The organism is Pseudomonas sp. NPDC089401 (genome assembly GCF_044749485.1).
GTDB lineage: Bacteria > Pseudomonadota > Gammaproteobacteria > Pseudomonadales > Pseudomonadaceae > Aquipseudomonas.
The window spans coordinates 251,406-276,689 of sequence record NZ_JBIVIA010000008.1 but is presented as its reverse complement, the minus strand read 5'-3'; the positions used below and the strand labels follow the sequence as shown (position 1 = coordinate 276,689).

Sequence of the window (25,284 nt, the reverse complement as noted above, 5' to 3'; positions counted from 1 at the left end):
CGCAATGAGCAAGGACATGGAACACCCGCAGGACGACAAGACCGTCCTGTACAACCAGGATGGCTCGGCTCCTTCCGGCGAATCGCTGACCAGCATGGGCGGCGCGGCCAAGGTCGAGCAGCTGGAACAGCGCATGGTCTACTCGGCGCGCCTGCCGGCCAGCGGCAGCTTCAACGTCGGCCTCAACCCGCTGGTGGCCGCCGCCAGCGAGGTGCTGTCGGAGGTGGTGCGGCTCAAGCATAGCGAAGCTGCGGAAAACCTCAACCAGTTGAAGGAGCACCTCAGCGCCTGCATCCGCACCTTCGATGCGCGCATCCAGTACGAAGGCGTCGACCCCAGCCAGATCACCGTGGCGCGCTACGTGCTGTGCACCGTGGTCGACGAGGCGGTGGTCACCACGCCCTGGGGCAACGAGAGCCAGTGGTCGCAGATGAGCCTGCTCAGCGCCTTCCAGAACGAGACCTTCGGTGGCGAGAAGTTCTTCTCGCTGCTCGACCGCATGTCGAAGAACCCGGTCAAGCACCTGGCCATGCTCGAGCTGATGTACCTGTGCCTGTCGCTGGGCTTCGAGGGCAAGTACCGGGTCATCGACCGCGGCATGTCCGAGCTCGAAGGCATCCGCGACGCGCTGTTCCGGCAGATCCGCCAACTGCGCGGCGACGTGCCGCGCGAGCTGGCGCCGCGCTGGGAAGGCCTCGACCAGCGGCAGAGCCCGGTGCGCATCGTGCCGTGGTGGAGCGTCGCGCTGTTCACCGTGGTGTGCCTGGTGGTGCTGTATTCGGGCTTTGCCTGGGTGCTGGGCGAGCAGCGCGCCACCGTCCTGCAACCTTTCCAGACGCTTGAGCAGAGTGCGGCCCAACTGCGGCCGTGACACAAGGACCTGTGATGAAGAATTTTTTCAAGAAAGTAGGCGCCTTCCTCGCCCGTACCTGGGTCTGGAGCCTGCTGCTGGTGCTGGCCCTGGCCCTGCTGGTGTGGTTCGCCGGGCCGCTGCTGGCGATTGCCGACGACAAGTTCTGGGAAGACGCCGCCGCGCGGCTGCTGACCATCAGCGTGCTGTTCCTGGTCTGGGGCCTGTGGATGGTGTTCGCCAGCTGGCGCGCCAACAACCGCAAGCAGAAGGCACTGGAAGAAGAGGGCGGCCAGGAACGCCTGGAGCGCGAAGAGCGCAAGCACGAGGAAGCCAAGGAGCTCAAGGCGCGCTTCAAGCACGCCTTGACCACGCTCAACACTTCCAGCCTGTACGGCGGGCGCCACGACCGCTGGCGCCGTGAGCTGCCCTGGTACCTGGTACTGGGCGCCAGCGGCTCGGGCAAGACCAGCCTGCTGGAACACTCGGGCCTGGAATTCCCGATCAATGCCCTGGAGCGCAGGTTGTCCCGGGCGCCGGGTGATGGCGATTACTGCGACTTCTACTTCGCCGAGCAGGGCGTGCTGGTCGACACCTCCAGCCGCTTCCTCGACCAGAGCGACAGCGAGCTCGACGGCAGCGCCTGGCGCACCTTGCTCGACCTGCTGCGCCAGCGTCGGCGCAATCGCCCGCTCAACGGCGTGATCATCACGGTGCCGATCGACACCCTGGTGGGCGGCCCGGGCGCGGTGGAAGAGCTGGCCAAGAACGTCCGTGCACGCCTGCAGGAGCTGCGCCAGCGCCTGCACCAGGACCTGCCGGTGTACCTGGTGCTGAGCAAGGCCGACCGCCTGGCCGGCTTCGACGAGTTCTTCGACCAGCAATCGCGCGAAGAGAACGAGCAGGTGTTCGGCATCACCTTCGGCAAGGGCAAGAACGGCGCCGATACCGAGCTGCTGGCCAACGAACTCCAGGGCCTGCTGCAACGCCTGGGCGACCAGGTCACCCAGCGCATGCACCACGAGCGCAACACCATGCGCCGGGCGCGCATCCTCGACTTCCCGCACCAGCTCGGGCGCGTCGGCGACATGCTGTGCCTGCTGGTGGACAACGCCTTCACCGGCAACCGCTACCAGCGCGCCAGCCACCTGCGCGGCTTCTACCTGACCAGCGCGCCGCACCAGGCGCCTCAGGTCGACAGCGACAACGGCTTCAACCCGGGCCTGCCAGGGCGCGGCCCGCAGCAGGGGCGTTCGCGCTTCATGCTGCAGCTGTTCACCCGCGTGGTGTTCCCCGAGTACGACCTGGCCGGCCTCGACCAGCGCGAACGCCGCCGCATCCACTGGGGCCAGCGCGCCGTGTACCTGACCGCGCTGGGGGCGCTGGCGCTGTTCGGCCTGCTCTGGGCCAACAGCTTCTCCGGCAACCACGAGCGCCTGGAACAGCTGCGCGAGCTGGCGCGCCAGTGGCAGCACCAGCACAAGGCCCTCGACGCTCGCGATGACGCCCTGGCCGCGCTCAAGCCGCTGGACACCGCCTACCAGGCGTCCTTGGTGTTCCCGGCCAGTGGCGAAGTGACGCTGCTGCACCGGGGCGGCCTGTACCAGGGCGTGCCGGCCAACGAGGTGCTGCAGCCGACCTACCAGCGCGAGCTGGAGCAAGTGCTGCTGCCGCGCGTGGCGCAGATGGTCGAAGGGCAGATCCGCAGCAACCTGAAAAACCGCGAGCGCCTGCTCAACAGCCTGCGCGCCTACCTGATGCTGGGCAACCCGGATCGTCGCGACCAGGCCTGGCTGCAGGACTGGGTGGCGGCGGGCTGGTCGCAGCGCTACAACGGCAACACCGCGGCCCAGGAAGCGCTCAACGCGCACTTCGCCCGCCTGCAGCAGCAGCCTTTCGCCTTGCCGTTGAACGATGCGCTGGTGGCCCAGGCACGCCAGGTGCTGCGCGCCGAATCCCTGGCCAGCGTGGTCTACCGGGTGCTGCGCGAACAGGCCCGCAGCCTGCCGGAATACCGCCTCAGCCAACAGCTCGGCCCGCAGGCCAGCCAGTTCGTCGGCGTCGACTACGCCATCCCTGGCTTCTACACCTCCCAGGGCTACCAGCAGTACTTCTCGGTGCAGGGCGCCAACCTGGTCACCGACATCCTGCGTGACAACTGGGTGCTGGGCGAAGGCCCGGGCATCAGCGACATGGACATGCGCCGGCTGATGGTCGAGCTGGAGCAGTTGTACTTCCGCGACTATGCCAACTATTGGGGCGAGGCGGTCAACCAGGTCGGCCTGATCCCGTTCAACGATGCCGGCGAAGGTGCCGACCAGCTCTCGGCACTCACCGCCGCCAACTCGCCGTTGCTGCTGTTGCTCACCGAAGTGCGCGAGAACACCCGCTTCCCGACCCTGCCTGACGAGCCCGACGAAGGCGAGCAGGCTGCCGAAGCCGCCGCTGGCAAGGCGGCCGCGAAGAAGCTCGGCAAGGGCGGCGCGGCCGTGGCCGGCGCGGTGGCCGGCAAGGCCCGCGATGCACTGGCCAAGAAGCCGCTGCCGGACACCGCGCGCAAGGCCCTGCAACGGCGCTTCGAGCCGCTGCACCGGCTGCTCGACGACAACAACGGCCCCGGCCCGGACCTGGCACCGACCCTGCAGGCGCTCAACGACCTGCAACAGCAGCTGGCGGGCCTGGCCCGGTCCAACCAGGTCGAGGAAGCCTCGTACCAGATGGCCAAGGCGCGCATGTCGGGGCAGCGTGATGCCCTGAGCAGCCTGCGCAACGGCACCGCGCGCCTGCCGCGGCCGGTCGCGGGGTGGTTCAACCTGCTCTCCGACGACATCTGGCGCATGGTCCTGAACGACAGCTACAACTACCTCAACCAGCGTTACCAGAGCGAGTTGTACAGCTTCTATGGCAAGGCCATCGAGTCGCGCTACCCGTTCAACGCCGCCGGCACCGGCGACGTGGCGATCAGCGATTTCCGCGACTTCTTCAAGGCGCAGGGGGTTGCCGACCAGTTCTTCGACAGCTACATGAAGCCGTTCGTCAGCGGTGAGCCGGGCGCCTACCGCCTGCGCAGCCTGGACGGCCAGAGCCTGCCGATGACCAAGGCGTTCCTCGACCAGATGGGCGTGATCCAGGCCGTGCGCCAGAGCTTCTTCGCGCAGAACCCGCAGGAACCGCAGGTGCAGTTCAAGATCGAGCCGTACACCCTCGACCCGTCGGTGAGCCGCGCCGAGCTGCGCTTCGGCGACCAGGTGATCGACTACCGCCACGGCCCGATCGTCGCCACCACGCTGAAGTGGCCGACCGACGCCCAGGACGGCAACAGCAGCCTGACCCTGGAGCAGATCAACGGCCGGCCGATGACCCTGGAGAAGAACGGTGGCCCGTGGGCGCTGTTCCGCCTGCTCGACCTGATGCAGACCGAGTACCTCAAGGGCCGCGAGACCCTGGTGCTGAAGGCCAATGTCGGCGGCATGCGCGCCAACTACCTGGTGACCAGCCAGCGCACGCCGAACCCGTTCGACCTCAGCGTGCTGCGTGGCCTGCGCCTGCCGGGTGAACTGTGATGGCCCAGGCCAGCCCCTGGCGCAGCGCCGCGCGCACCGACGCCGGCAAGGTGCGTGCGCGCAACGAGGATGCCTTCCTCGATTGCCCGCAGCACGGCCTGTGGGCGGTGGCCGACGGCATGGGCGGGCATGAGGATGGCGATGTCGCCAGCCAGATGATCGTCGAGAGCCTGGCCGAGCTGGCGCCGGGCGCCAGCTTCGACGAGCGCGTGGTTGCGGTGCGCCAGTGCCTGCACTGGATCAACCGCCGCCTCGGCCAGGAGCTGACGGTGAGCGTGGCCGGCCAGGCGCGGGTGGTCGGCAGCACCGTGGTCACCTTGCTCCTCGAAGGCCGCCGCGGCACTTGCGTGTGGGCCGGCGACAGCCGCTGCTACCTGTGGCGCGGGCAGCGGCTGTACCAGCTGACCCGCGACCACTCGCTGCAGCAGCAACTGATCGACCAGCAGCAGATGAGCGCCGAAAAGGCCCGTGAGCACCCTTCGGCGCGGGCACTGACCCGCGCCGTCGGCGCCAGGGCCGAGCTCAAGTTGGAAGTGCTGGAGTTCGAAGCGCTGCCGGGCGATGTGTTCCTGCTGTGCAGCGACGGCCTCTACGACAGCCTGGAAAGCGACGGCCTCGGCCACGCCCTGGGCCTGGCGTCGCCGGCCGACGCCTTGCAGCGGCTGTTCGACACCGCCCTCGGTGGTGCGGCGCGGGACAACCTGACCGCCGTGGTGGTGCACCGATGAGCAGCGAGCCGATCGACGTGCTCGACGTCCTCGACCAGGGCGCCGATGCCACCTATTTCGCCTTCACCCAGGCCGCCGCCGAGCCCGCCCGTGGCAACGGCGGCAAGGGCCGGCGCAAACGCCGGGGCAAGGCCAAGGCCGCGCCCGCGGCACCCACACCGGTCGCCCCGGCCGCCGTCGAGGTGCTGCCGGTGCCCGACGTGCTGCTCGGCCGCTACCGCCTCGAACGCCTGCTCGGTGCCGGTGGCATGGGCCTGGTGTACCGCGCCCGCGACCTGCTGCAGGAAAGCTACGGTGACCCGCATCCGTTGCTGGCGATCAAGCTGATGAGCGACCAGCTGTCGGCCTCGGCCGATGCCAACGCCTTGCTGTTCAACGAGTACGCCCTGACCAGTCACCTGCGCCATCCCAACCTGGTGCGCTTGCACGGCTTTGCGGTCGACCCGCAGTGCCGGCGCGGCTTCTTTTGCATGGAGCTGATGCAGGGCAGCGCGCTTGACCGGGTGCTCTGCGACCAGCCCCTGGGCCTGGCCTGGCCGGAGTTGCGCGAGGTCGCCGTGCCGCTGCTCGACGCCCTGGCCTGCGTGCATGGCCAGGGCGTGGTGCATGGCGATATCAAGCCGAGCAACGTGATGCTCGGCGACGACGGCGTGCGCCTGTTCGATTTCGGCCTGGGCATGGCCTTGGATGGACCGTTGGCCCAGCTGCCACATCTGAGTTATGGCCGCTTCGAAGCCTGGACCCCGGCTTACGCCGCGCCGGAGCTGTTCGAAGGCGGCAAGCCGAGCCTGGCCAGCGACCTGTATGCGGTGGCCTGCGTGCTGTACGAGCTGGCCTGCGGGCGCCACCCGTTCAACCGCGTGCCAGCGCTCAAAGCGCGTGAGCAGGGCCTGCAGCGTGAGCTCAAGGCGCCGCCAGGGCTGCCGGCCAAGGCCTGGTCGGCCTTGCGCGTGGCCCTGTCGTTCGACCCCGAGCAACGCCGCATCAGCGCCGCGCAACTGCGTGACGCCTTCGCCGCCCAGGGCTTCTGGGCGCGCCTCAAAGGTGCCTGGAGCCCCGCTCAGTCGTCCTGACTGGCGGGGGTGCCAAAGCCGTAACCACCCAGCAGACCCCGGCGAATATCGTCGCCCCAGGCATATAACTGCGGCTGCTGGGGCGCGAGGCGCTGCAAGGCGCCATGGGCCATCTTCACCACCAGGTTTTCGCTGTCGCCCTGTGCCAGGGGGATGGCAGGCACCCGCGCCTTGCCGGTGAACGCCAGCAGGCTGCCCAGCACCACCACGTACAGCGCCAGCAACTTGAGGTACAGGCCCAGCGGCTGCGGCTGCACCAGGCGCAGCAGGTAGCTGAGGGTGCGGAACAAGTGCACCGCCAGCCCGCAGAGGAGCAACAGCACGCTGATGCCTGGGGTGACCAGGTCGCGGTAGCTGTCGCGGCCCAGGGTCGACAGGTCGTCGCTGTCGGCCACCCGCAGCTTGATCATCTCGCGGGCGTCGTGTTGCAGCGCCGGCTGGTACACCGTGCGGTCGAAGGCTTCTTCGGTGAGGTAGGCATACAGGGTGATGCCGGCGGGCAGGTCGAGGTCCTGGCGCCACTGCGCCTGGATGCCGTTCACCGCGAGGAAGCCGGTGCGGGTCAGGCCGGGCTCGATCCAGCCGGCGTTGATGCGCGCCTGCAGCGCCTCGGCGAAGGCGTTGCGCGCTTCACGCCGCACCTGGGTGGCCACCGCCTGGTTGAAGCCACGGCGGTCTTCCGGGCGCCACAGGTCGTTGACCGGCACGTTCATCTGCTCGCGCAGCACGAAGCGCACCGGCTGCCATTCGGCCAGCGGCAGGTTCCACGGGTTGAGCGTGCGCCCACGCTGGGTGAGCAGGCGCAGGTAATCGTTCCAGGCCTGGCCCTGGCGCTGGATGATCGCCAGGCGGCTGGTGGCGCCGGCGTAGTACAGGCCGGCACGGCGGTACTGGCGGTAGTGGTCTTCCTGGCGGCCGGTGGCTTGCAGGTAGCGCTGGTAGTTGTGTTCCAGGCCGCCGCGCTGCTGGTCGGCGAGCTGCTCGAAGAACGCCTGCGCGGTCAGCCCCTCGGTCACCGGCAGGTGGCTGGCGCTGGGCAGTTGCAGAGCCAGTTCGGCCATCCGCCATTTGCCCTGCGGGTTGTGCAGTTGCTTGGCCGTGGCGGCCTGGCCGTCCAGGCGCAGGTCATGTTCGAGCATGCGGTTGAGCAGCGGGATGCCGAACGCCGCCTGGGCCTGCTGGCTGGGGCTGGCGCGCTCGACCAGGCCATCGACCAGCAGGCGCTGGGCGTGGTAGCCGAGGTACAGGCTGCTGGCGCAGGTGATCAGCGCCCACAGCAGCGTGTGGCCAAAGCCCCACTTCAGGCGCATGGCCTTGCGCAGCAGGCAGCTGAGCACTGGCAATGCCAGCGCCACCGCGACCAGCCACTGGCCATGGCGGGCGAAGCGCTGCAGCGTGGCATGTGGAGTGAGGGTGCCGATCAGGTCGCTGAGCTGCGCCAGGTAGGCCAGGGCGAGCAGCAGGAAGGCCACGCTTGGCAGCAGCATCAGCTTCGCCAGCAGGTTGCCCTGGGCCTGGGTCAACGGCAGGTTGCCGCCCCACAGGGCGCGGGCGGTGCGTTGCCAGGGCGTCTGTTCGGTGCCGAGGCGGGAGCGTTGCAGCAGGGTGTCGAGCATCAGGCACGGCCCCGCAGTCGCAGGGAATGGGGAGGGCAGGGCGAAGCTGGGGCAGGGGTGGTCACGCGTGGCGGTCCTTGTCGAAACGGTGGAGCATCCTTTGGGGCGGGATGGTAGCACGTTGATGTTATCGGCAGGTTTTGCGGGTTCGCCATTGATTTTTGCTGGGGGAGGGTTTGCCGTGACAGGGGCGGTGGCAGGGGGTGTTCGCCTTTAGATTTTCATCGCCTGTGAGATCGAGCGCCGCCCGCGCGGCGCTTCGCGGGTGAACCCGCTCCCACATTTGTTGCAACGTGGCCATGTCTGTGAGGGCATGGTTGTCAGCCTTGTTGGCATGACTGGATATCGCGGTGGGCATTGATGCCGCCCCACCTGCCTCAAGGCATGCACCAAGGCAGGCGACCATGGCCTGACAGGTTCGGCACGTTGCAACAAATGTGGGAGCGGGTTCACCCGCGAAGCGCCGCGCGGGCGGCGCTCGATCTCACAGGCGCTGAAAATCCCAAGACGATCCTTTCCAAGCCACAACTTCAGATTTTTCCCGTTGTTTGTAGTCCATTTCTGAATTAGCTTCCTACCGCCCTTGACCTATTGCGGTGGTGTTTCTGGCGACCTAGTGTGGCCCTGTCGTTGTTGAACCAGCGACCGGGCCTGCAAGCCCGACCAGAGCAAAAGCACCAATCACCCATAGCCAATGGTTTGCCATTGCGCGCGCTTGATGGTGGCTGCGTACGGGAGGTTTTCGAACCTGCCGGATTTTGCTCTCTGCCGGTCTTGCAGACCCGTACGTGGCCGCCACCCATCACACTGCGAGTCATGAGTGGCGGCTCTAGCTAATCAATAGAGAGTGCCACCATGTTAAAGATCGTCCCCGATCCACCCCACGATTTCCATTCCCTTGAAGAAACCCTGATCCAGGCCACCGACTACGCGCTGTGCGCAGCGACCGTGGTGCATCAGGCCTTGCTGCTGCAGCCCAAGTCACCGGCATCGATCCTGATGATGACCTCGATGCATGAGATGGAGGCGCTGCGGGCGTTGCTCGAGCAGGCTTTGATTCAGGTGCAGATACCCACTGAGCCTCGGACTTTGCATTGAGGCTTGAGTGATGGGTTGCCTGTGCCGGCCTCTTCGCGGCGGTTCGACGCCTCGATAAACCCGCTCCCACAGGTACGGCGCCAGCCTTCAGGCCTGTGGTGACCCCTGTGGGAGCGGGTTTACCCGCGAAAGGGCCGGCCCAGGCAGCCGAGAAATTTCAGGGAGATCGAACAATGACCACAGACACCACCCCCTGCACCGTCGGCAAGACCACCTTCTACCAAGGTGAAAACAAGACCCACCCCCTGTTCCGCATCGAACCTGGCATCCCCTGCCAGCTCGCCCGCGAGCAGGCCTCGGAATTGATGGGTTATGTGAACGAGCTGACCATCACCGGTTTGATGGAAGAAAAACCGCTGCTGCTGTGGGCCTCGCATTACCTGGGGGCGATGGCCAAGGCGCTGATGGATGATGCCGAGCGAGGCATGAAGGCTGCCCACATCCACGATTGAACAGCCGGACCTCAGGACCTGCACAAACCCCAAAGCAACCTGCTTACCTCTGTGGGAGCGGGTTCACCCGCGAACACCGGCGAAGCCGGTGCCATCCACCGAGTCGCCTGCTTCGCGGGCAAGCCCGCTCCCACAGTTGAACTTGGTTGCCTTCACGAAGGCGGTATTCCGGCACCGATCCTGAAGCCCTGCACAAATCCCAAAGCAACCCGCTTACCCCTGTGGGAGCGGGCTTGCCCGCGAACACCGGCAACGCCGGTGCCATCCTCAGATGACCGTTCGTCGGAAAAATCATCTCCCAATAAGCGGCCCGCTCCGCGCCTCCCGAAATCACCACTTTTCCGGCTATTTTCACCCACTGACCTCTGAGTCAACTGCGCAAGAAGTTGCGCACTCAAATGTGGATAACCCTGTGCATACATCGCCACAAACCAATTAATCCGCCATGTACAGCCAACTGCGCAACTTTTTGCCACCACTGCGCAAGAAGTTGCGCAACTTTTGAATGGATTTGAAAAGTTGGCACACCCGTTTGAATAGGCGATTTTCCTAACCTATTGAAACTAAACAATAAATTATTTCTGGCACGCCTTTTGTAACCCTCCTTGCCCGCCAAATGGCACTTTTCAGCCGATTTTCGGCACCCAAAACCAGCAAGGAGAGCCCTCCATGGCAACACCAGCGTACATGGCCGTCACCGGCGAAAAACAAGGCCTGATCACCGCCGGCGCCTTCACCGCCGACTCCGTGGGCAACACCTACCAGGAAGGCCACGAAGACCAGGTCATGGTCCAGGGCTTCGAACACGAAGTGATCATCCCGCGTGACCCGCAGTCCGGCCAACCAACCGGCCAACGCGTGCACAAGCCGGTGAAAATCACCAAGGTCTTCGACAAGGCCTCGCCCCTGCTGCTGGCGGCCCTGACCTCCGGCGAGCGCATGACCAAGGTCGAGATCAAGTGGTACCGCACCTCGGCGGCCGGTACTCAAGAGCACTACTACACCACCGTCCTGGAAGACGCGATCATCGTCGACATCAAGGACTACATGCACAACTGCCAGGACCCGAAGAACGCCCACTTCACCCACCTGGAAGACGTGTACTTCACCTACCGCAAGATCACCTGGACCCACGAAGTGTCCGGTACTTCCGGTTCCGACGACTGGCGCGTGCCGGTCGCAGGCTAAGCCTGACCACACCGTCGCCTGCCGCGTTCGCGCGGTGGGCTTCGGCCTTCTTGTGACTTTTTTCCAAAGAGGAGGACAAGGATGTTTGCCGCCGCCGACCAGACTCACTTCAGCTTGCACATCGATGGCCTGGAACACGATTTCCAGGTCCTCGCCTTCGACGGCACGGAAGCCATCAGCCAACCCTATGCCATCGACCTCGAGCTGGTCAGCGAGCACCCCTCGCTGGACCTGGACGGCCTGCTGCACAAGCCCGCCTTCCTCCAGCTGGGTGACGACGGCCGTGGCCTGCATGGCCTGATCTACCGCGCCGCCCAAGGCGAATCAGGCAAGCGCCTGACCCGCTACCAGGTGACCCTGCGCCCGCAGCTGGCGTACCTGGGCCACCGCGTCAACCAACGCATCTTCCAGCACAAGACCGTGCCGGACATCGTTGCCCAGGTGCTCGAAGAGCACGGCATCCTCGGCAACGCCTACCAGTTCCAGTTGGGCGCGACCTACCCGCAGCGCGAATACTGCGTGCAGTACGACGAGTCCAACCTGCAGTTCATCCAGCGCCTGTGCGAGGAAGAAGGTATCCACTACCACTTCCAGCACAGCGCCAGCGGCCACCTGCTGGTGTTCGGCGACGACCAGACGGTGTTCCGCAAGCTGGCCCCCGTGGCCTACCAGCAGGACGCCGGCCTGGTGGCCGACACGCCGATGATCAAGCGCTTCGGCCTGCGCGTGGAAACCCGCACCAGCAGCGTCACCCGCCGCGACTATGACTTCAAGAAGCCGCTGATCCAGCTCGAAGGCGAGGCCGTCAGCCACGTCGAGCCAGACCTCGAAGACTACGACTACCCCGGCCGCTTCCTCGACCGCGCCCGTGGCAAGCACCTGGCCACCCGCGCCCTCGAACGCCACCGCAGCGACTTCCGCCTGGCCGAGGGCCGCAGCGACCAGCCGCTGCTCGCCAGTGGCCACTTCCTGACCCTGAGCGCGCACCCCAACGCCGCCTGGAACGACCTCTGGCTGCTGCTTGAAGTGCACCACCAGGGCCGCCAGCCGCAAGTCCTGGAAGAAGCCATCACCAGCGACGTCGACGCCCGCTACGACGGCTTCCAGCAGGGCTACCGCAACACCTTCAGCGCCACCCCGTGGGACGCCCCGTTCCGCCCGCCGCTGCAGCACCCCAAGCCGCGCATCCTCGGCACCCAGAGCGCCGTGGTCAGCGGCCCGGCCGGTGAAGAAATCTACTGCGACGAATTCGGCCGGGTGAAGGTGCAGTTCTTCTGGGACCGCGAAGGCCAGGCCGACGACAAGTCGAGCATCTGGATGCGCGTCGCCTCCGGCTGGGCCGGGCAGGGCATCGCCGGCCTGCAGCTGCCGCGCGTCGGCATGGAAGTGCTGATCAGCTTCCTCGAAGGCGACCCCGACCAGCCGCTGATCACCGGTTGCCTGTACCACGGCGTGAACATGCCGCACTACAAGCTGCCCGACCTGAAGACCCTCGCCACCATCAAGAGCAAGGAGTACAAGGGCAGCCGCGGCAACGAACTGCGCATCGACGACACCACCAGCGAAATCAGCATCGCCCTGCGCAGCGACCACGGCGCCAGTGCCTTGAACCTCGGCTACCTCACGCACCCAAGGCCTTCGGGTGGCGCCCCCCGTGGTGAAGGCTTCGAGCTGCGCACCGACCGCCACGGCGCCATCCGCGCCGCCGGCGGCCTGCTGATCACCACCGAGCCGCGCGCCAACGAAGCCAAGCACCACAAGGACCTGCCGGAAACTGCCGAGCGTCTGGCCACCGCCAGCGACCAGCAGGACAGCCTGGCGGAACTGGCCAAGCAGATGCAGGCCCAGGAACCCGGCGACCAGGACGACGTCGCCAAGCGCCTGCACGAGCAGCACCAGGGCATCCTCGGCAGCGGCCCGGCCAACCAGAGCGCCAACGAGTTCCCCGAGTTCACCCAGCCGCACCTGGTGCTGTCGAGCCCGGCCGGCATCGCCCTGACCACCCCGGGCCCGGCGCACCTGTCCACCGGCGAGCACCTGGCCCTGAGCAGCACCGGCCACACCAGCCTGTCGATCGGCAAACGCCTGCTGGCCAGCGCCAGCCAGGGCATGCGCCTGTTCGTCCAGAGCCTGGGCTGGCGCCTGGTGTCGGCGGCCGGCGACATCGACATCCGCGCCCTGAAGGACAATATCAACCTGCTGGCCAAGCTCGACATCACCGCCAACGCCGAGCGCATCATCCTCACCGCCAAGACCGAGCTGGTGATCCAGGGCGGCGGCAGCGCCACCACCTACAACGCCGGCGGCATCACCCACGTCACCAGCGCCAACTACACCGCCCACGCGGCGCAGTTCGCGCACATCGGCGCGGCGAGCAAGGCCGGCACCTTCCCCGAGCCACCCAAGCCGGGTAAGGGCAACCTCGAGCTGTTGTACCAGTACGTCAACAGCAAGGGCGTGAAGACCGGCGACTACGACGTCACCGACGCCCTCGGCGCCTCGCTCAAGGGCAACCTCGACGGCACCGGCTTCAACCAGGCCAGCGGCGCCGCCGCCGGCCCGCTGTGGGTCGACTTCGGCCTGGATCCGGCTGACACCTGGTCCGATGGCAGCTTCTTCGGCGCCAACACCTGGCCGGTGAAGAGCCAGTTCGACGACATCGCCCCCGGCCAGCAGGCCGTGGTCGGTGAAGTGGCGAGCGGCGCCAAGGGCGTGGAAGGGCTGCTGGGCCAGGGCATGGCGCTGGCGCAACAAGGCATGGACAAGGGCAAGGCATTGGTACAGGACGCGATGGCACAAGGAAAATCCATGGCCCAGGGAGTGCTGGGTTCGAGCGGCAGCGGCCTGCTGGAGCAGGGCAAGGCCCTGGCCAGCACCGGCATGCAACTGGCCCAGAGCGGCCAGGCCGCACTGCAACAGGTGCAGCAGGTCAAGGCCGCCGTCGGCGGCGACACCGGCGCCATGGCCCAGCTGGCCAGCAGCGTGGTGCCCGGCGCCGCCCCGGCGCTCAAGGCTGCCGACAGCCTCAAGCAACTGCCCGCCCTGCCGGCGCTGAGCACCCCGATCAACCCGGCGAAAAGCCTGAGCAGTGAGGTGCTGGCATGACCGGCGAAACCAAGCAACGCGAACAGCAGGTCGCCGTCGCCCCCCTCAACACCATCGACGCCAAGGACGTCGGCCGCGGCGCCGCCGCCTTCGACGCCTGGCTGCAATCGGTCAGCGGCGGCTATGTCACCCTCGAACGCATCAAGACCGTCGCCGGCGCCTTGCCCGTGGTGGGCAACATCATGGCCCTGGTCGATGCCCTGGGCGATGTGGTCACCCTGGTCAAGAGCAAGGAACGCCAGGTGCTCGACTGGGTGAGCCTGGGCATCAACCTGATCGGCGTGCTGCCGGCGCCGCCGACCATGGCGGCGGCGCGCATGAGCCTGCGGCCGACGTTGTTCCTGGTGCGTCAGGAGCTGCGCAACAGCGCCAAGATGTTGCTGGGGGATTCGCTGATCACGGTGTTGATCGGGCATCTGAATGCGACGATTGCCGGGACCATCGATGACTTCGTGACCCAGGCGCAGCCGAAGATTGCCGGGATTCTCAAGGATGCCGGGGATCTGGGGACCAAGGTGACCGGGGAGATTGCCACGGGCCTGGAGAAGGTGGTGCTTGGGCAGCTTGATGCCAAGGGTGATCAGGCGGCGGCGAGCAAGCAGATGGCCGCTGCCGGAGACAAGTTGCTCAACGACCCGAAGGCAGCGATCAGCAACTTCTTTGGGGCGGTGCACAGTGCCTACAAGGCAGCGGGTAAAGGGCTGGCCAACAGCGCTACCAGCAAGCTGCTGCCGGATGACATCAAGAGCATGGTGTTGGCTAATACCGGGCAGCTTCGGGCGCTGGGGCCGGAAATGGCCAAGCAATTCACCAAGCTGGCCGATCCTGCGACGCAGATGAGTATTGGCTGGATGCTGACGGTGCTGGGCGGGGCGGTGAAGAGCTTCCGCAAGCGCAACAAGAATGGACAGGCGGGGGTAGCCAAACCGGACAAAGTGACCAAGGTAGAGCGGGAGCAGGGCAAAGGTGAGTTGGGCAAAACTGGCACTCAAGCGCCAGCTGAGCACACGCCAAGTCCTATCGAGCCGAGCTGTCCAATACCGCGGCCTGTACCAAAATCCACCACTGGTCGAAGTATCAGCTTTGCATTGGGGTCGGAGTTCGTGATTCACACGGACTTCACCTTACCAGGGCCCTTCCCTATCGGGTGGCGCCGCATCTATCACTCTCGTTTGGCCGAGTACGATGAAGGATGTTTGGGGGCTCGTTGGATCAGTGAATTCACCACGCGGATTGATAACGTCGGGAAAGGTTTGCTGTTCCACGACTTCGATGGCCGCAGTCACAAGTTCGACCTGCCGAAAGTTGGCAAGGCGCTGTTCAACGCCATCGAGGACTTGTTGCTGGTCCGCAGCACTGAAGAAGAACTGGTGATCTGCCGTGGCTTCGTGCGTAAGGAATACTACCTGCGGGTTGGGGAGCGCTATTACCTACGCAAGATCATGCTGGAGAACGATGCCGGTTGCGCGCTGCATTACGAGCATCGCCATGATGGCCGCCCAGTGCTGTCCGACATCATCACCTTCCAGGGTGATATGAAGAACGTGCTGCGTCACCTCGGCACCCTGATCGACGATCACGGCCATATCACTGGCCTGTGGGAAATGCGCGATGGCCAGCCGCTGCGTCAGCTGTGTGCCTACCACTACGACGACCAAGGCGACCTGATCGCCGCCCAGGATGAGAACGGTGCCGCCTGGCGCTTCCAGTACCAGAATCACCTGGTCACTCGTTACACCGATCGCACCGGTCGCGGCATGAACCTGGAGTGGGACGGTAGCAGCGCCCACGCCAAGGCCATCCGTGAATGGGCTGACGACGGCAGTTTCGATACCCGCCTGGAGTGGGACGAGAACATCCGCCTGACCTACGTCACCGACGCTTACGGCCAGGAGACTTGGTACTACTACGATATCCTCGGCCACCTGTACCGTGTGCGTTACCCGGACGAACGTTCGGAGTGGATCTTCCGCGACGAGCGCAAGAATGTTGTTCGTCATGTACACGCCGACGGCAGCGAAGATCGCTACGACTACGATGACCAAGGCAGCGTGATTCGTCATATCCGCCCGGACCACAGCCAGACGCACTTCGCCTACGATGATCGTCGTCACCTGATCAAAATTCGTGATGCCGAAGGTGGCTTGTGGCTGCGTGATTACGACCTCAAGGGTAATTTGGTCGAGACCACCGACCCGCTGGGTAACAAGACCGAATTCGCCAATACGCCTTCCGGCCTGGTCAAGGCGATCAAGGATGCCAACGGCAACGAGAAGAAACTGGCGTACAACGCGGCGGATCAGTTGGTCGAGTTCACCGACTGCTCGGGCAAGACTAGTCAGTGGGCATACGACGACCTTGGCCGCCTGGTGCTGTTCACCGATGCCGTCGGCAGCAAGACCACCTATGAATACAAGGCGGGTCAACTGGCGAAAATCACTCATCCGGACAATACAGAGGAGCGCTTCGAGCGCGACTCCGAAGGCCGCCTGTTGGCGCACTCCGATGCACTGGACCGTTGCACCACTTGGTCATATAACGCCGTGGGGCTGCCCTCGGAACGTGTGGATGCCAGTGAACATACGCTGCGTTACCGTTGGGACAAGCTCGGTCGCCTGATCGGACTGGAGAATGAAAACGAAAGTAAAGCCACCTTCCTGTACGACCCAGTGGGTCGCCTGTTGGAAGAGAAGGGCTTCGATGGAATGATGTCGCGGTACCGATACGATTCGGACAGCGGTCGCTTGACCAGCACACAGGTTGGCCAACGTCGCATGGACCTCTCCTACGATGCTATAGGTCGCTTGGTATCCCGTGTAGCGAGCCTAGGCGATCAGCATCAGGAGGAGACCTTCGCTTACGATGCGAACGGTAATTTGGTTCAGGCTATCAACGCCCAATGCAAGCTGCAGTGGTTCTTCGATGAGGCGGGCAACCTGACCCGTGAGCATCAGTACTATCTCAACACCGAAGTGCCGATGGTCGCGGTGTGGAAGCATGAATACGACGCGCTGAACCTGCGCACGTCCACCATTCGCCCCGACGGTCACAAAGTCAGCACGCTGACCTACGGCAGCGGTCATGTGCTGGGCATGACTATCGATCAGCATGAACTGCTGGCCTTCGAGCGCGATGACCTGCACCGCGAAGTGGTTCGGCATCAGGGTAATAAGCTGATGCAGACTCAGGCGTGGGACCCGGTGGGTCGCCTACAGGAGCAGGTGCTGGGCAGCCATGACGGTGTATCCACGTTACTCAAGCGTCGATATCAATATGATGCGGTCAGCCAGCTGATTGATATCCACGATACCCGCCGTGGCCAACTGGCCTATCAATACGATCCGGTTGGCCGCCTATTGCAAGCCACTAGCCGCCTGGGTGTCGAAACTTTCGCCTTCGACCCGGCAGGTAATTTGCTGGACGAGAAGACCCAGGAACTCAATCGCCCGCTGGAAAGTGACCCGCGTCGTAACAAACTGATGGACAACCTGCTGCGCGAGTATGCCGGTACCCACTACAAGTACGACGAACGCGGCAACCTGATCCACCGTCTGCATAACGGCGTGCATACCCATTTCACCTGGGATCTCTTCGACCGTCTGGTCAGCTACAACGACGACAAGCTCAAAGTCGATTACAGCTACGATGCCGTGGGCCGTCGTCTGCACAAGCAGTCTGTCGCGCATTTCTGGGACAGGCCCGAGGCAGGTACGGGCTGGAACAAGATGCAGCGGGCTAAGCGTCAGCGTGAACTGGGTTGTGGTTTTACCCTCTACGGCTGGGATGGCGACAACCTCGCGTGGGAAAGCTCACCACCGAAGCATGAGGGCGATACTGGGCGGACTGTTCATTACCTCTATGAGCCTGACAGCTTTGTACCGGTTGCGCAGGCGCTTCGCAAGGCATCTATCCGTCTACTACGGCAACCGGACTGGAGCGCTCGCGAGTACGACATTGATCAGGATCCGTTGTGGCAACACGAGGTTAAGCCAAACCCTATCGACGCTATTGCTTGGTACCAGTGTGATCACTTGGGAACGCCTATGGAGCTTACCGATCATAACGGTGAAGTAGCGTGGACCGGTCAGTACAAGGCCTGGGGTGAGGTGCGCGAGGCGCGTTCTGATTTTGCCAAGCAGGTGGGTATGGCGAACCCGATCCGCTTCCAAGGTCAGTATCACGATCATGAAACTGGGTTACATTACAATCGATTCCGCTATTACGATCCGGCAAGTCGAAGATTTGTAAGCCGCGATCCGGTTGGGTATACGGGCGGTCTGAATATGTACGCCTATGTTATTTCTCCGACGGGGTGGGTTGATCCGCTCGGTTTGTGGGGAGAAAACCCATCGGTCAAGTACAAGCATAACTCCAGTGGCTCGCTTAAGAGCGTGACGGCTAAAATTAGGAAGGAAGATCTCAAAACGGGTAGTGGTACTAACGCAAGCTCTAGGTCATTTGCCAGAGGTTTAGGATGCGACAGCGATGATGCCGGTCATGCTATTGCCAATCGTCTAGGTGGAAGTGGCGGTAAAGGCAATGTATTCCCACAGACACCAGGCATCAACCGTGGTGAGTACCGAGATTTTGAGGCAGATATCGCGAAGGCTGTTGAAGGTGGTAGCAATGTAGTTGTCCGTGTGGTACCACAGTATGCAGAGGGGGCAACCCGTCCGCATGCTGTTCTGTATCAGGCCAGAATTGATGGGTACACTGAAACCCGGCGCTTCGATAATCCAAGCCCATGTCCGTGTAACTAGTGAGGGATTTATGTCACCCGTAGATACTCTAAAAAGCCTTCTTGAGGCAATGTTAGCTTGGGAAGTTTCGCTGAACTCCAAAAAAAGGAGTCAGGAATACAATGAAAAAGCAGAACTTCGTGATCAGATCAATAATGATGCCAGAAAGGAGCTGGCTTTGATTTTTGATAAATTTCTTACTGAACGTGCGGTTGCTGCTTTGGGAAAGGCAAAGATGGATACGCTAGGAACCGGTCGGCCTCCAGAATATGAACAGGAAGTCCTAGCGGATAGTCTGACGCCTGAAGGAAAGGGTGTGAGCGTGGAAGCAATACGCAATAAAGGTTTGAAGCAGAGATTCAAGTATGTATTTATTGATTCTTCAGAGGGCTTCAAGTTGAATGAGCTCTATATATACCGTGGGGAGCAAGAAGGCTGGAAACGTAGGGCTTCAATGTAGCGCGATGGGGTTATGCCGTGTTTATGATTGAGTTTAAGCATGGGGCTTTCGAGCCACAGCCGGGGTCAATGTCGCTAGGTGCCTACTTAAGTCGCACCTGACGCTGTTGAGTCCGGCCGGCATCGCCCTGCCCACCTCGGACTCGGTTGGCCCTGAGCAGCACCGGCATCATCAGCCTGTCGATTGGCAAACGCCGGCCAGCGCCAGCCAGGGCATGCGCCTGTTCGTGCAGAGCCTGGGCTGGCGCCTGGTGTCGGCGGCCGGCGACATCGACATCCGCGCGCTGAAAGACAACATCAACCTGCTGGCCAAGCTCGACATCACCGCCAACGCCGAGCGCATCATCCTCACCGCCAAGACCGAGCTGGTGATCCAGGGCGGCGGCAGCGCCACCACCTACAACGCCGGCGGCATCACCCACGTCACCAGCGCCAACTACACCGCCCACGCGGCGCAGTTCGCGCACATCGGCGCGGCGAGCAAGGCCGGCACCTTCCCCGAGCCACCCAAGCCGGGCAAGGGCAACCTCGAGCTGTTGTACCAGTACGTCAACAGCAAGGGCGTGAAGACCGGCGACTACGACGTCACCGACGCCCTCGGCGCCTCGCTCAAGGGCAACCTCGACGGCACCGGCTTCAACCAGGCCAGCGGCGCCGCCGCCGGCCCACTGTGGGTCGACTTCGGCCTGGACCCGGCCGACACCTGGTCCGATGGCAGCTTCTTCGGCGCCAACACCTGGCCGGTGAAGAGCCAGTTCGACGACATCGCCCCCGGCCAGCAGGCCGTGGTCGGTGAAGTGGCGAGCGGCGCCAAGGGCGTGGAAGGGCTGCTGGGCCAGGGTATGGCACTGGCGCAACAAGGCATGGACAAGGGCAAGGCATTGGTACAGGACGCGATGGCACAAGGAAAATCCATGGCCCAGGGAGTGCTGGGTTCGAGCGGCAGCGGCCTGCTGGAGCAGGGCAAATCCCTGGCCAGCACCGGCATGCAACTGGCCCAGAGCGGCCAGGCCGCGCTGCAACAGGTGCAACAGGTCAAGGCCGCCGTCGGCGGCGACACCGGCGCCATGGCCCAGCTGGCCAGCAGCGTGGTGCCCGGCGCCGCCCCGGCGCTCAAGGCTGCCGACAGCCTCAAGCAACTGCCCGCCCTGCCGGCGCTGAGCACCCCGATCAACCCGGCGAAAAGCCTGAGCAGTGAGGTGCTGGCATGACCGGCGAAACCAAGCAGCGCGAACCGCAAGTCGCCGTCGCCCCCCTCAACACCATCGACGCCAAGGACGTCGGCCGCGGCGCCGCCGCCTTCGACGCCTGGCTGCAATCGGTCAGCGGCGGCTATGTCACCCTCGAACGCATCAAGACCGTCGCCGGCGCCTTGCCCGTGGTGGGCAACATCATGGCCCTGGTCGATGCCCTGGGCGATGTGGTCACCCTGGTCAAGAGCAAGGAACGCCAGGTGCTCGACTGGGTTAGCCTGGGCATCAACTTGATCGGCGTGTTGCCGGCGCCGCCGACCATGGCGGCGGCGCGCATGAGCTTGCGGCCGACGTTGTTCCTGGTGCGTCAGGAGCTGCGCAACAGCGCCAAGATGCTGCTGGGGGATTCGCTGATCACGGTGTTGATCGGGCACCTCAATGCGACGATTGCCGGGACCATCGATGACTTCGTGACTCAGGCGCAGCCGAAGATTGCCGGGATTCTCAAGGATGCCGGGGATCTGGGGACCAAGGTGACCGGCGAGATCGCCACGGGCCTGGAGAAGGTGGTGCTGGGGCAGCTCGATGCCAAGGGCGACAAAGCGGCGGCGAGCAAGCAGATGGCGGCGGCGAGCGACCAGTTGCTCAACGATCCGAAGGCGGCGATCAGCAACTTCTTTGGCGCGGTGCACAGTGCCTACAAGGCAGCGGGGAAGGGGCTGGCCAACAGCGCTACCAGCAAGCTGCTGCCGGATGACATCAAGAGCATGGTGTTGGCCAATACCGGACAGTTGCGGGCGCTTGGGCCAGAGATGGCCAAGCAATTCGCCAAGCTGGCTGATCCTGCGACGCAGATGAGCATTGGCTGGATGTTGACGGTGCTGGGTGGGGCGGTGAAGGGCTTCCGCAAGCGAAACAAGAATGGTCAGCCGGCCGTCGCCAAGCCGGACAAAGTGACCAAAGTGGAGCGGGAGCAGGGCAAGGGAGAGCTAGCAGTAAGCGGATCACAAGCCAAGGCGGAGGGTACGCCCAGTCCAAAATGTAAGTCATGCCCTCCTGAGCCTGTGCCTCGTACGGGTCACAGTATTAGTTTCTCGTTGGGTTCGGAGTTTATCCAGCACACAGACTTCAGCTTACCCGGTGCATTTCCTATCGTTTGGGAGCGTATGTACCACTCGCGCCTTGCCGAATACGACCAAGGCAACCTGGGCGCACGCTGGGTCACCGAATTCACCACCCGCATCGATACTGTGGGCAAGGGCGTGCTGTTTCACGACCACGATGGCCGCAGCCATGCGTTCGAGCTGCCGAAGGTCGGCAAGGCGCAGTTCAATGCCATCGAAGACCTGCTGCTGGTCCGCAGCACCGAACAGGAATTGGTGATCTGCCGTGGCTTCGTGCGCAAGGAGTACTACCTGCGCGTTGGCGAGCGTTACTACTTGCAGAAGATCACGCTCGGCAACGGTGCTGGCTGCATGCTGCATTACGAGCATCGCCACGAAGGCCGGCCGGTACTGTCCGACATCATCACCTTTCAAGGTGATGTAAAGAACGTACTTCGGCATCTCGGCACCCTGATTGATGACCACGGCCATATCAAAGGTCTCTGGGAAATGCGCAATGGCCAGCCGTTACATCAACTCTGTGCCTATCACTACGATCACAAGGGAGATCTGGCTGCTGCCCAAGACGAGAACGGTGCCGCCTGGCATTATCAGTATCAAAACCACTTGGTCATTCGTTACACCGATCGCACCGGCCGTGGCATGAATTTGGAGTGGGACGGCATTAGTGCACAAGCGAAGGCTATCCACGAGTGGGCCGATGATGGCAGCTATGACACTCGTTTGGAGTGGGATGAAAACATTCGTTTGACCTACGTCACCGACGCTCACGGTCAGGAGACTTGGTACTACTACGACATCCAGGGCCATCTTTATCGAATTCGCTACCCCGATGAGCGTTCAGAGTGGCTATTCCGCGATGAGCGCAAGAATCTTCTACGGCGGGTTTACCCTGATGGCAGCGAGGATCGCTATAGCTATGATGATCAGGGAAATTTACTCAGGCATATTCGCGCCGATCACAGTCAGACTCACTATGCATATGATGCCCGTCGTCGTCTGATCAAAATTTGTGATGCAGAAGGTGGCATATGGCTGCGTGATTACGACCTCCAGGGCAACCTGGTCGAAACCACTGATCCATTGGGCAACAAGACCGAATTCGCCTACACGCCTTCCGGCCTGGTCAAGGCAATCAAGGATGCCAACGGCAATGAGAAGAAACTGGCGTACAACGCGGCAGATCAGTTGGTCGAGTACACCGACTGTTCGGGCAAAACCAGCCAATGGGCGTATGACGATATTGGCCGTCTGATTCTATTCATTGATGCCACAGGCAGTAAAACTGCTTATGAGTACAAGGCCGGACAGCTGGCGAAAGTCACCCATCCGGATAATACGGTGGAGCGTTTCGAACGTGATGCTGAGGGGCGTTTGTTGGCATACGCTGATGCGCTGGATCGTTGTACTACGTGGTCTTATAACCGTGCAGGAAGAGTGGTCGAGCGTGTAGATGCTAGCGAGCATACGGTGCGATATCGTTGGGACAAGCTGGGTCGTCTCGTAGGGTTGGAGAACGAGAACGAGAGCAAGGCTACCTTTTTGTACGATCCTGTTGGTCGTTTATTGGAAGAGACAGGCTTCGATGGCGTAATGACTCGCTATGTGTACGATGCAGATAGTGGGCGAGTGTCAAGTGTGGTGGTTGGAAAGCGTCAGGTGCATCTCACATTTGACGCTATTGGCCGACTTAAGCTTCGGGTGGCCACATTAGGCAATGCGCGTCAAGAAGAAACGTATAACTACGATCGTAATGGCAATTTAGTTCAAGCTGTTAATGCTGACTGCAAGTTGCAATGGTTCTTCGATGAGGCGGGCAACCTGACCCGTGAGCATCAGTACTACCTGAAGACCGAAGTGCCGATGGTCGCGGTCTGGCAGCATGAGTACGACGCACTGAACCTGCGCAAGGCGACCATTCGTCCCGACGGCCACAAGGTCAGCACGCTCACTTACGGCAGCGGTCATGTGCTCGGCATGACCATCGACCAGCATGAACTGCTGGCCTTCGAGCGCGATGACCTGCACCGCGAAGTGGTTCGACATCAGGGCAACAAGCTGATGCAGACCCAGGCGTGGGACCCGGCAGGGCGCCTGCAGGAGCAATTGCTGGGCAGCCACGATGGCAAGTCCACGATGCTCAAGCGTCAGTATCAATACGATGCCGTGGGCCAACTGACCGATATTCAGGACAGTCGCCGTGGCCATCTGGCCTATCAGTACGACCCGGTTGGCCGACTGTTGCAAGCCACCAGCCGTCTGGGCGTCGAGACGTTTGCCTTCGACCCCGCAGGTAACCTGCTGGATGAGAAAATTCAGGAACTCAACCGCCCGCTGGAAAGTGACCCGCGTCGTAACAAGTTGATGGACAACCTGCTGCGCGAGTATGCCGGTACCCACTACAAATACGATGAACGCGGAAACCTGATCCACCGTCTGCATAACGGCGCACATGCCCATTTCACCTGGGACCTGTTCGACCGTCTGGTCAGCTACAACGACGACAAGCTCAAAGTCGATTACAGCTACGATGCCTTGGGCCGGCGCTTGCATAAGCAGTCTGTTGCGCACTTCTGGGACAGGCCTGAAGCCGGCACGGGTTGGAATCAAATGCAGCGCGCCAAGCGGCAACGAGAGCTCGGTTGTGGCTTGACCCTTTTCGGTTGGGATGGCGACAACCTCGCCTGGGAAAGCTCGCCGCCGCAGGATGAAGGTGATACCGGGCGCACGGTGCATTACCTGTACGAGCCGGGCAGTTTTGTGCCGGTGGCACAGGCGCTGCGCAAGGAGCCAATTCGACTACTACGACAGCCGGACTGGCGCGGTCGTGAGTACGACATCGATCAGGATCCGCTGTGGCAGCACGAGGTGAAACCGAAGCCGATCGACGCGATTGCCTGGTACCAGTGCGATCACCTCGGTACGCCGATGGAGCTCACTGACCAGAACGGTGAGGCAGCGTGGGTAGGGCTGTACAAGGCCTGGGGTGAAGTGCGTGAGGCACGCTCGGAGTGGGCCAAGCAGGTCGGGATGACCAACCCGATTCGCTTCCAGGGCCAGTACCACGATCATGAGACAGGGCTGCATTACAACCGCTATCGGTACTATGATCCGAGAGCCGGAAGATTCGTCAGTCAGGATCCAATTAGCTACTCAGGAGGCTTGAACTTATTCACTTACGCACCTAATCCCGTGCAATGGATCGATGTATTAGGCTTGGAGCGTTCTCCGTGTGACTGCATGAAGAAGGGTGATCCTGATGGGAAAGGTGATTTCCGGGGAGGGTCTTACGGAGGCACAACTAGCAAGGGTATTGAGTCTCACCACATGCCTGCTGACAGTGTCAGTCCAATTCGACGTAGCCAAGGCCCCGCCATTCAGATGGATCCAAGTGATCATGCTCAAACAAGTAGTCATGGTAGGAAAGGTAATGAGGGTAAAGCTTATCGTGCTGAAGTACAGCAAATGATAGATGCAGGTAACATGAGGGGGGCAATGGCTATGGAGATTCGTGACGTGAGGCGTGTCGCGTCAGAATCAGGTCAGCCCAGAAAGTATAATGTGGCTATGCAAGAAATGCTGGCATACGCTAAATGTAAAGACTATCTGGTGAAAAAATGAATAATGAAGAATTTTTAGACTGGAAACAGAATTTGGGGTCAATTGATCCTTACGAAAATGAGAAGGACTGTGAGATTTTCTTTAGGCTGTTGAGCAAGGTGGAGGGTCAGCTGGATGGTCCAATAATAGATGCCCTCCTGGGTACATTCACTAATGCAGATGACTATGGCGTTCAAGAACGAGTCATGGTTATCTTGGATGGGGCGGATCCATCAGAGTATGCTAGTAGGCTTGCTGCTGGGTTTGAGGGATTGATTCGTCGCTCAAGCGAGAAAGAATGGCCTTTGATTATTTTGGGTCGAATATTCAATTCTGATGACTTATTGTTGATCAATGCAATAGTTGATGCGGCTAGAAACAACCAAGTCTTACGTGAATTTATGAGGTCTGATGAGTTCTTGGAGGAATACCCAGAGGTTGAGGGCATCTTGAATAGCGCCGGCATTTGAATTGGTGTGGGCCGTTACTGGTAAAC

General features: G+C 62.5%; 14 protein-coding genes. 13 read left to right on the top strand and 1 reads right to left on the bottom strand.

The annotated features are described in order from the left end of the window. Positions 1-4: 4 nt before the first annotated feature. The 4 genes from icmH to ACIP21_RS19395 are packed head-to-tail and all read left to right on the top strand — an operon-like array spanning position 5 to position 6,214. The gene (gene icmH / locus ACIP21_RS19410; RefSeq protein ID WP_400690820.1) at positions 5-871 is read left to right on the top strand and encodes a type IVB secretion system protein IcmH/DotU; all 867 of its coding nucleotides are present in this window, start codon (positions 5-7) and stop codon (positions 869-871) included. Between the two features lie 14 nt (positions 872-885). Next, positions 886-4,413, top strand: coding sequence for a type VI secretion system membrane subunit TssM (tssM, locus tag ACIP21_RS19405; protein ID WP_400690817.1), 3,528 nt, complete (start codon positions 886-888; stop codon positions 4,411-4,413). Then, a complete protein-coding gene (locus tag ACIP21_RS19400; RefSeq protein WP_400690814.1) occupies positions 4,413-5,141 on the top strand; it encodes a PP2C family protein-serine/threonine phosphatase in 729 nt (242 codons plus the stop codon). The genes tssM and ACIP21_RS19400 overlap by 1 nt, the downstream gene beginning before the upstream one ends. Further along, a complete protein-coding gene (locus ACIP21_RS19395) occupies positions 5,138-6,214 on the top strand; it encodes a serine/threonine-protein kinase (RefSeq protein ID WP_400690811.1) in 1,077 nt (358 codons plus the stop codon). Before ACIP21_RS19400 ends, ACIP21_RS19395 begins: the two co-directional genes overlap by 4 nt. Here ACIP21_RS19395 and ACIP21_RS19390 read toward each other — a convergent pair. Then, positions 6,202-7,830 (bottom strand): hypothetical protein, encoded by a 1,629-nt coding sequence (locus tag ACIP21_RS19390; RefSeq protein WP_400690809.1) that lies wholly within the window; start codon positions 7,828-7,830, stop codon positions 6,202-6,204. The two genes, ACIP21_RS19395 and ACIP21_RS19390, sit on opposite strands and share 13 nt — an antisense overlap. Positions 7,831-8,685: 855 nt before the next feature. On the opposite strand from ACIP21_RS19390, the gene ACIP21_RS19385 reads away from it, so the two are divergent. The 9 genes from ACIP21_RS19385 (at position 8,686) to ACIP21_RS19345 (ending at position 25,258) form a co-directional block, all read left to right on the top strand. Next, complete coding sequence (locus ACIP21_RS19385; protein WP_400690806.1) at positions 8,686-8,928, top strand: hypothetical protein; 243 nt, start codon at positions 8,686-8,688, stop codon at positions 8,926-8,928. A 173-nt stretch (positions 8,929-9,101) separates the two neighbouring features. Continuing rightward, positions 9,102-9,380, top strand: a complete 279-nt coding sequence (locus tag ACIP21_RS19380) for a DUF3077 domain-containing protein (RefSeq protein ID WP_400690803.1) — start codon at positions 9,102-9,104, stop codon at positions 9,378-9,380. Between the two features lie 669 nt (positions 9,381-10,049). Next, positions 10,050-10,568: an Hcp family type VI secretion system effector gene (locus ACIP21_RS19375; protein WP_400690800.1), complete on the top strand. Its 519-nt coding sequence runs from the start codon at positions 10,050-10,052 to the stop codon at positions 10,566-10,568. 81 nt (positions 10,569-10,649) lie between these two features. After that, positions 10,650-13,673, top strand: coding sequence for a type VI secretion system tip protein VgrG (locus tag ACIP21_RS19370; RefSeq protein WP_400690797.1), 3,024 nt, complete (start codon positions 10,650-10,652; stop codon positions 13,671-13,673). After that, the gene (locus ACIP21_RS19365; RefSeq protein WP_400690794.1) at positions 13,670-18,433 is read left to right on the top strand and encodes an RHS repeat-associated core domain-containing protein; all 4,764 of its coding nucleotides are present in this window, start codon (positions 13,670-13,672) and stop codon (positions 18,431-18,433) included. Before ACIP21_RS19370 ends, ACIP21_RS19365 begins: the two co-directional genes overlap by 4 nt. A 10-nt stretch (positions 18,434-18,443) precedes the next feature. Next, positions 18,444-18,872: an NTF2 fold immunity protein gene (locus tag ACIP21_RS19360; protein WP_400690793.1), complete on the top strand. Its 429-nt coding sequence runs from the start codon at positions 18,444-18,446 to the stop codon at positions 18,870-18,872. 106 nt (positions 18,873-18,978) lie between these two features. Beyond that, on the top strand, positions 18,979-20,082 hold the full coding sequence (locus ACIP21_RS19355; protein ID WP_400690791.1) for a DUF2345 domain-containing protein: 1,104 nt from the start codon (positions 18,979-18,981) through the stop codon (positions 20,080-20,082). After that, entirely contained in the window at positions 20,079-24,809 is a 4,731-nt protein-coding gene (locus tag ACIP21_RS19350; protein WP_400690788.1) for an RHS repeat-associated core domain-containing protein, read from the top strand. The genes ACIP21_RS19355 and ACIP21_RS19350 overlap by 4 nt, the downstream gene beginning before the upstream one ends. Further along, positions 24,806-25,258, top strand: coding sequence for a hypothetical protein (locus tag ACIP21_RS19345; protein WP_400690786.1), 453 nt, complete (start codon positions 24,806-24,808; stop codon positions 25,256-25,258). The genes ACIP21_RS19350 and ACIP21_RS19345 overlap by 4 nt, the downstream gene beginning before the upstream one ends. The last annotated feature ends 26 nt before the right edge of the window (positions 25,259-25,284 follow it).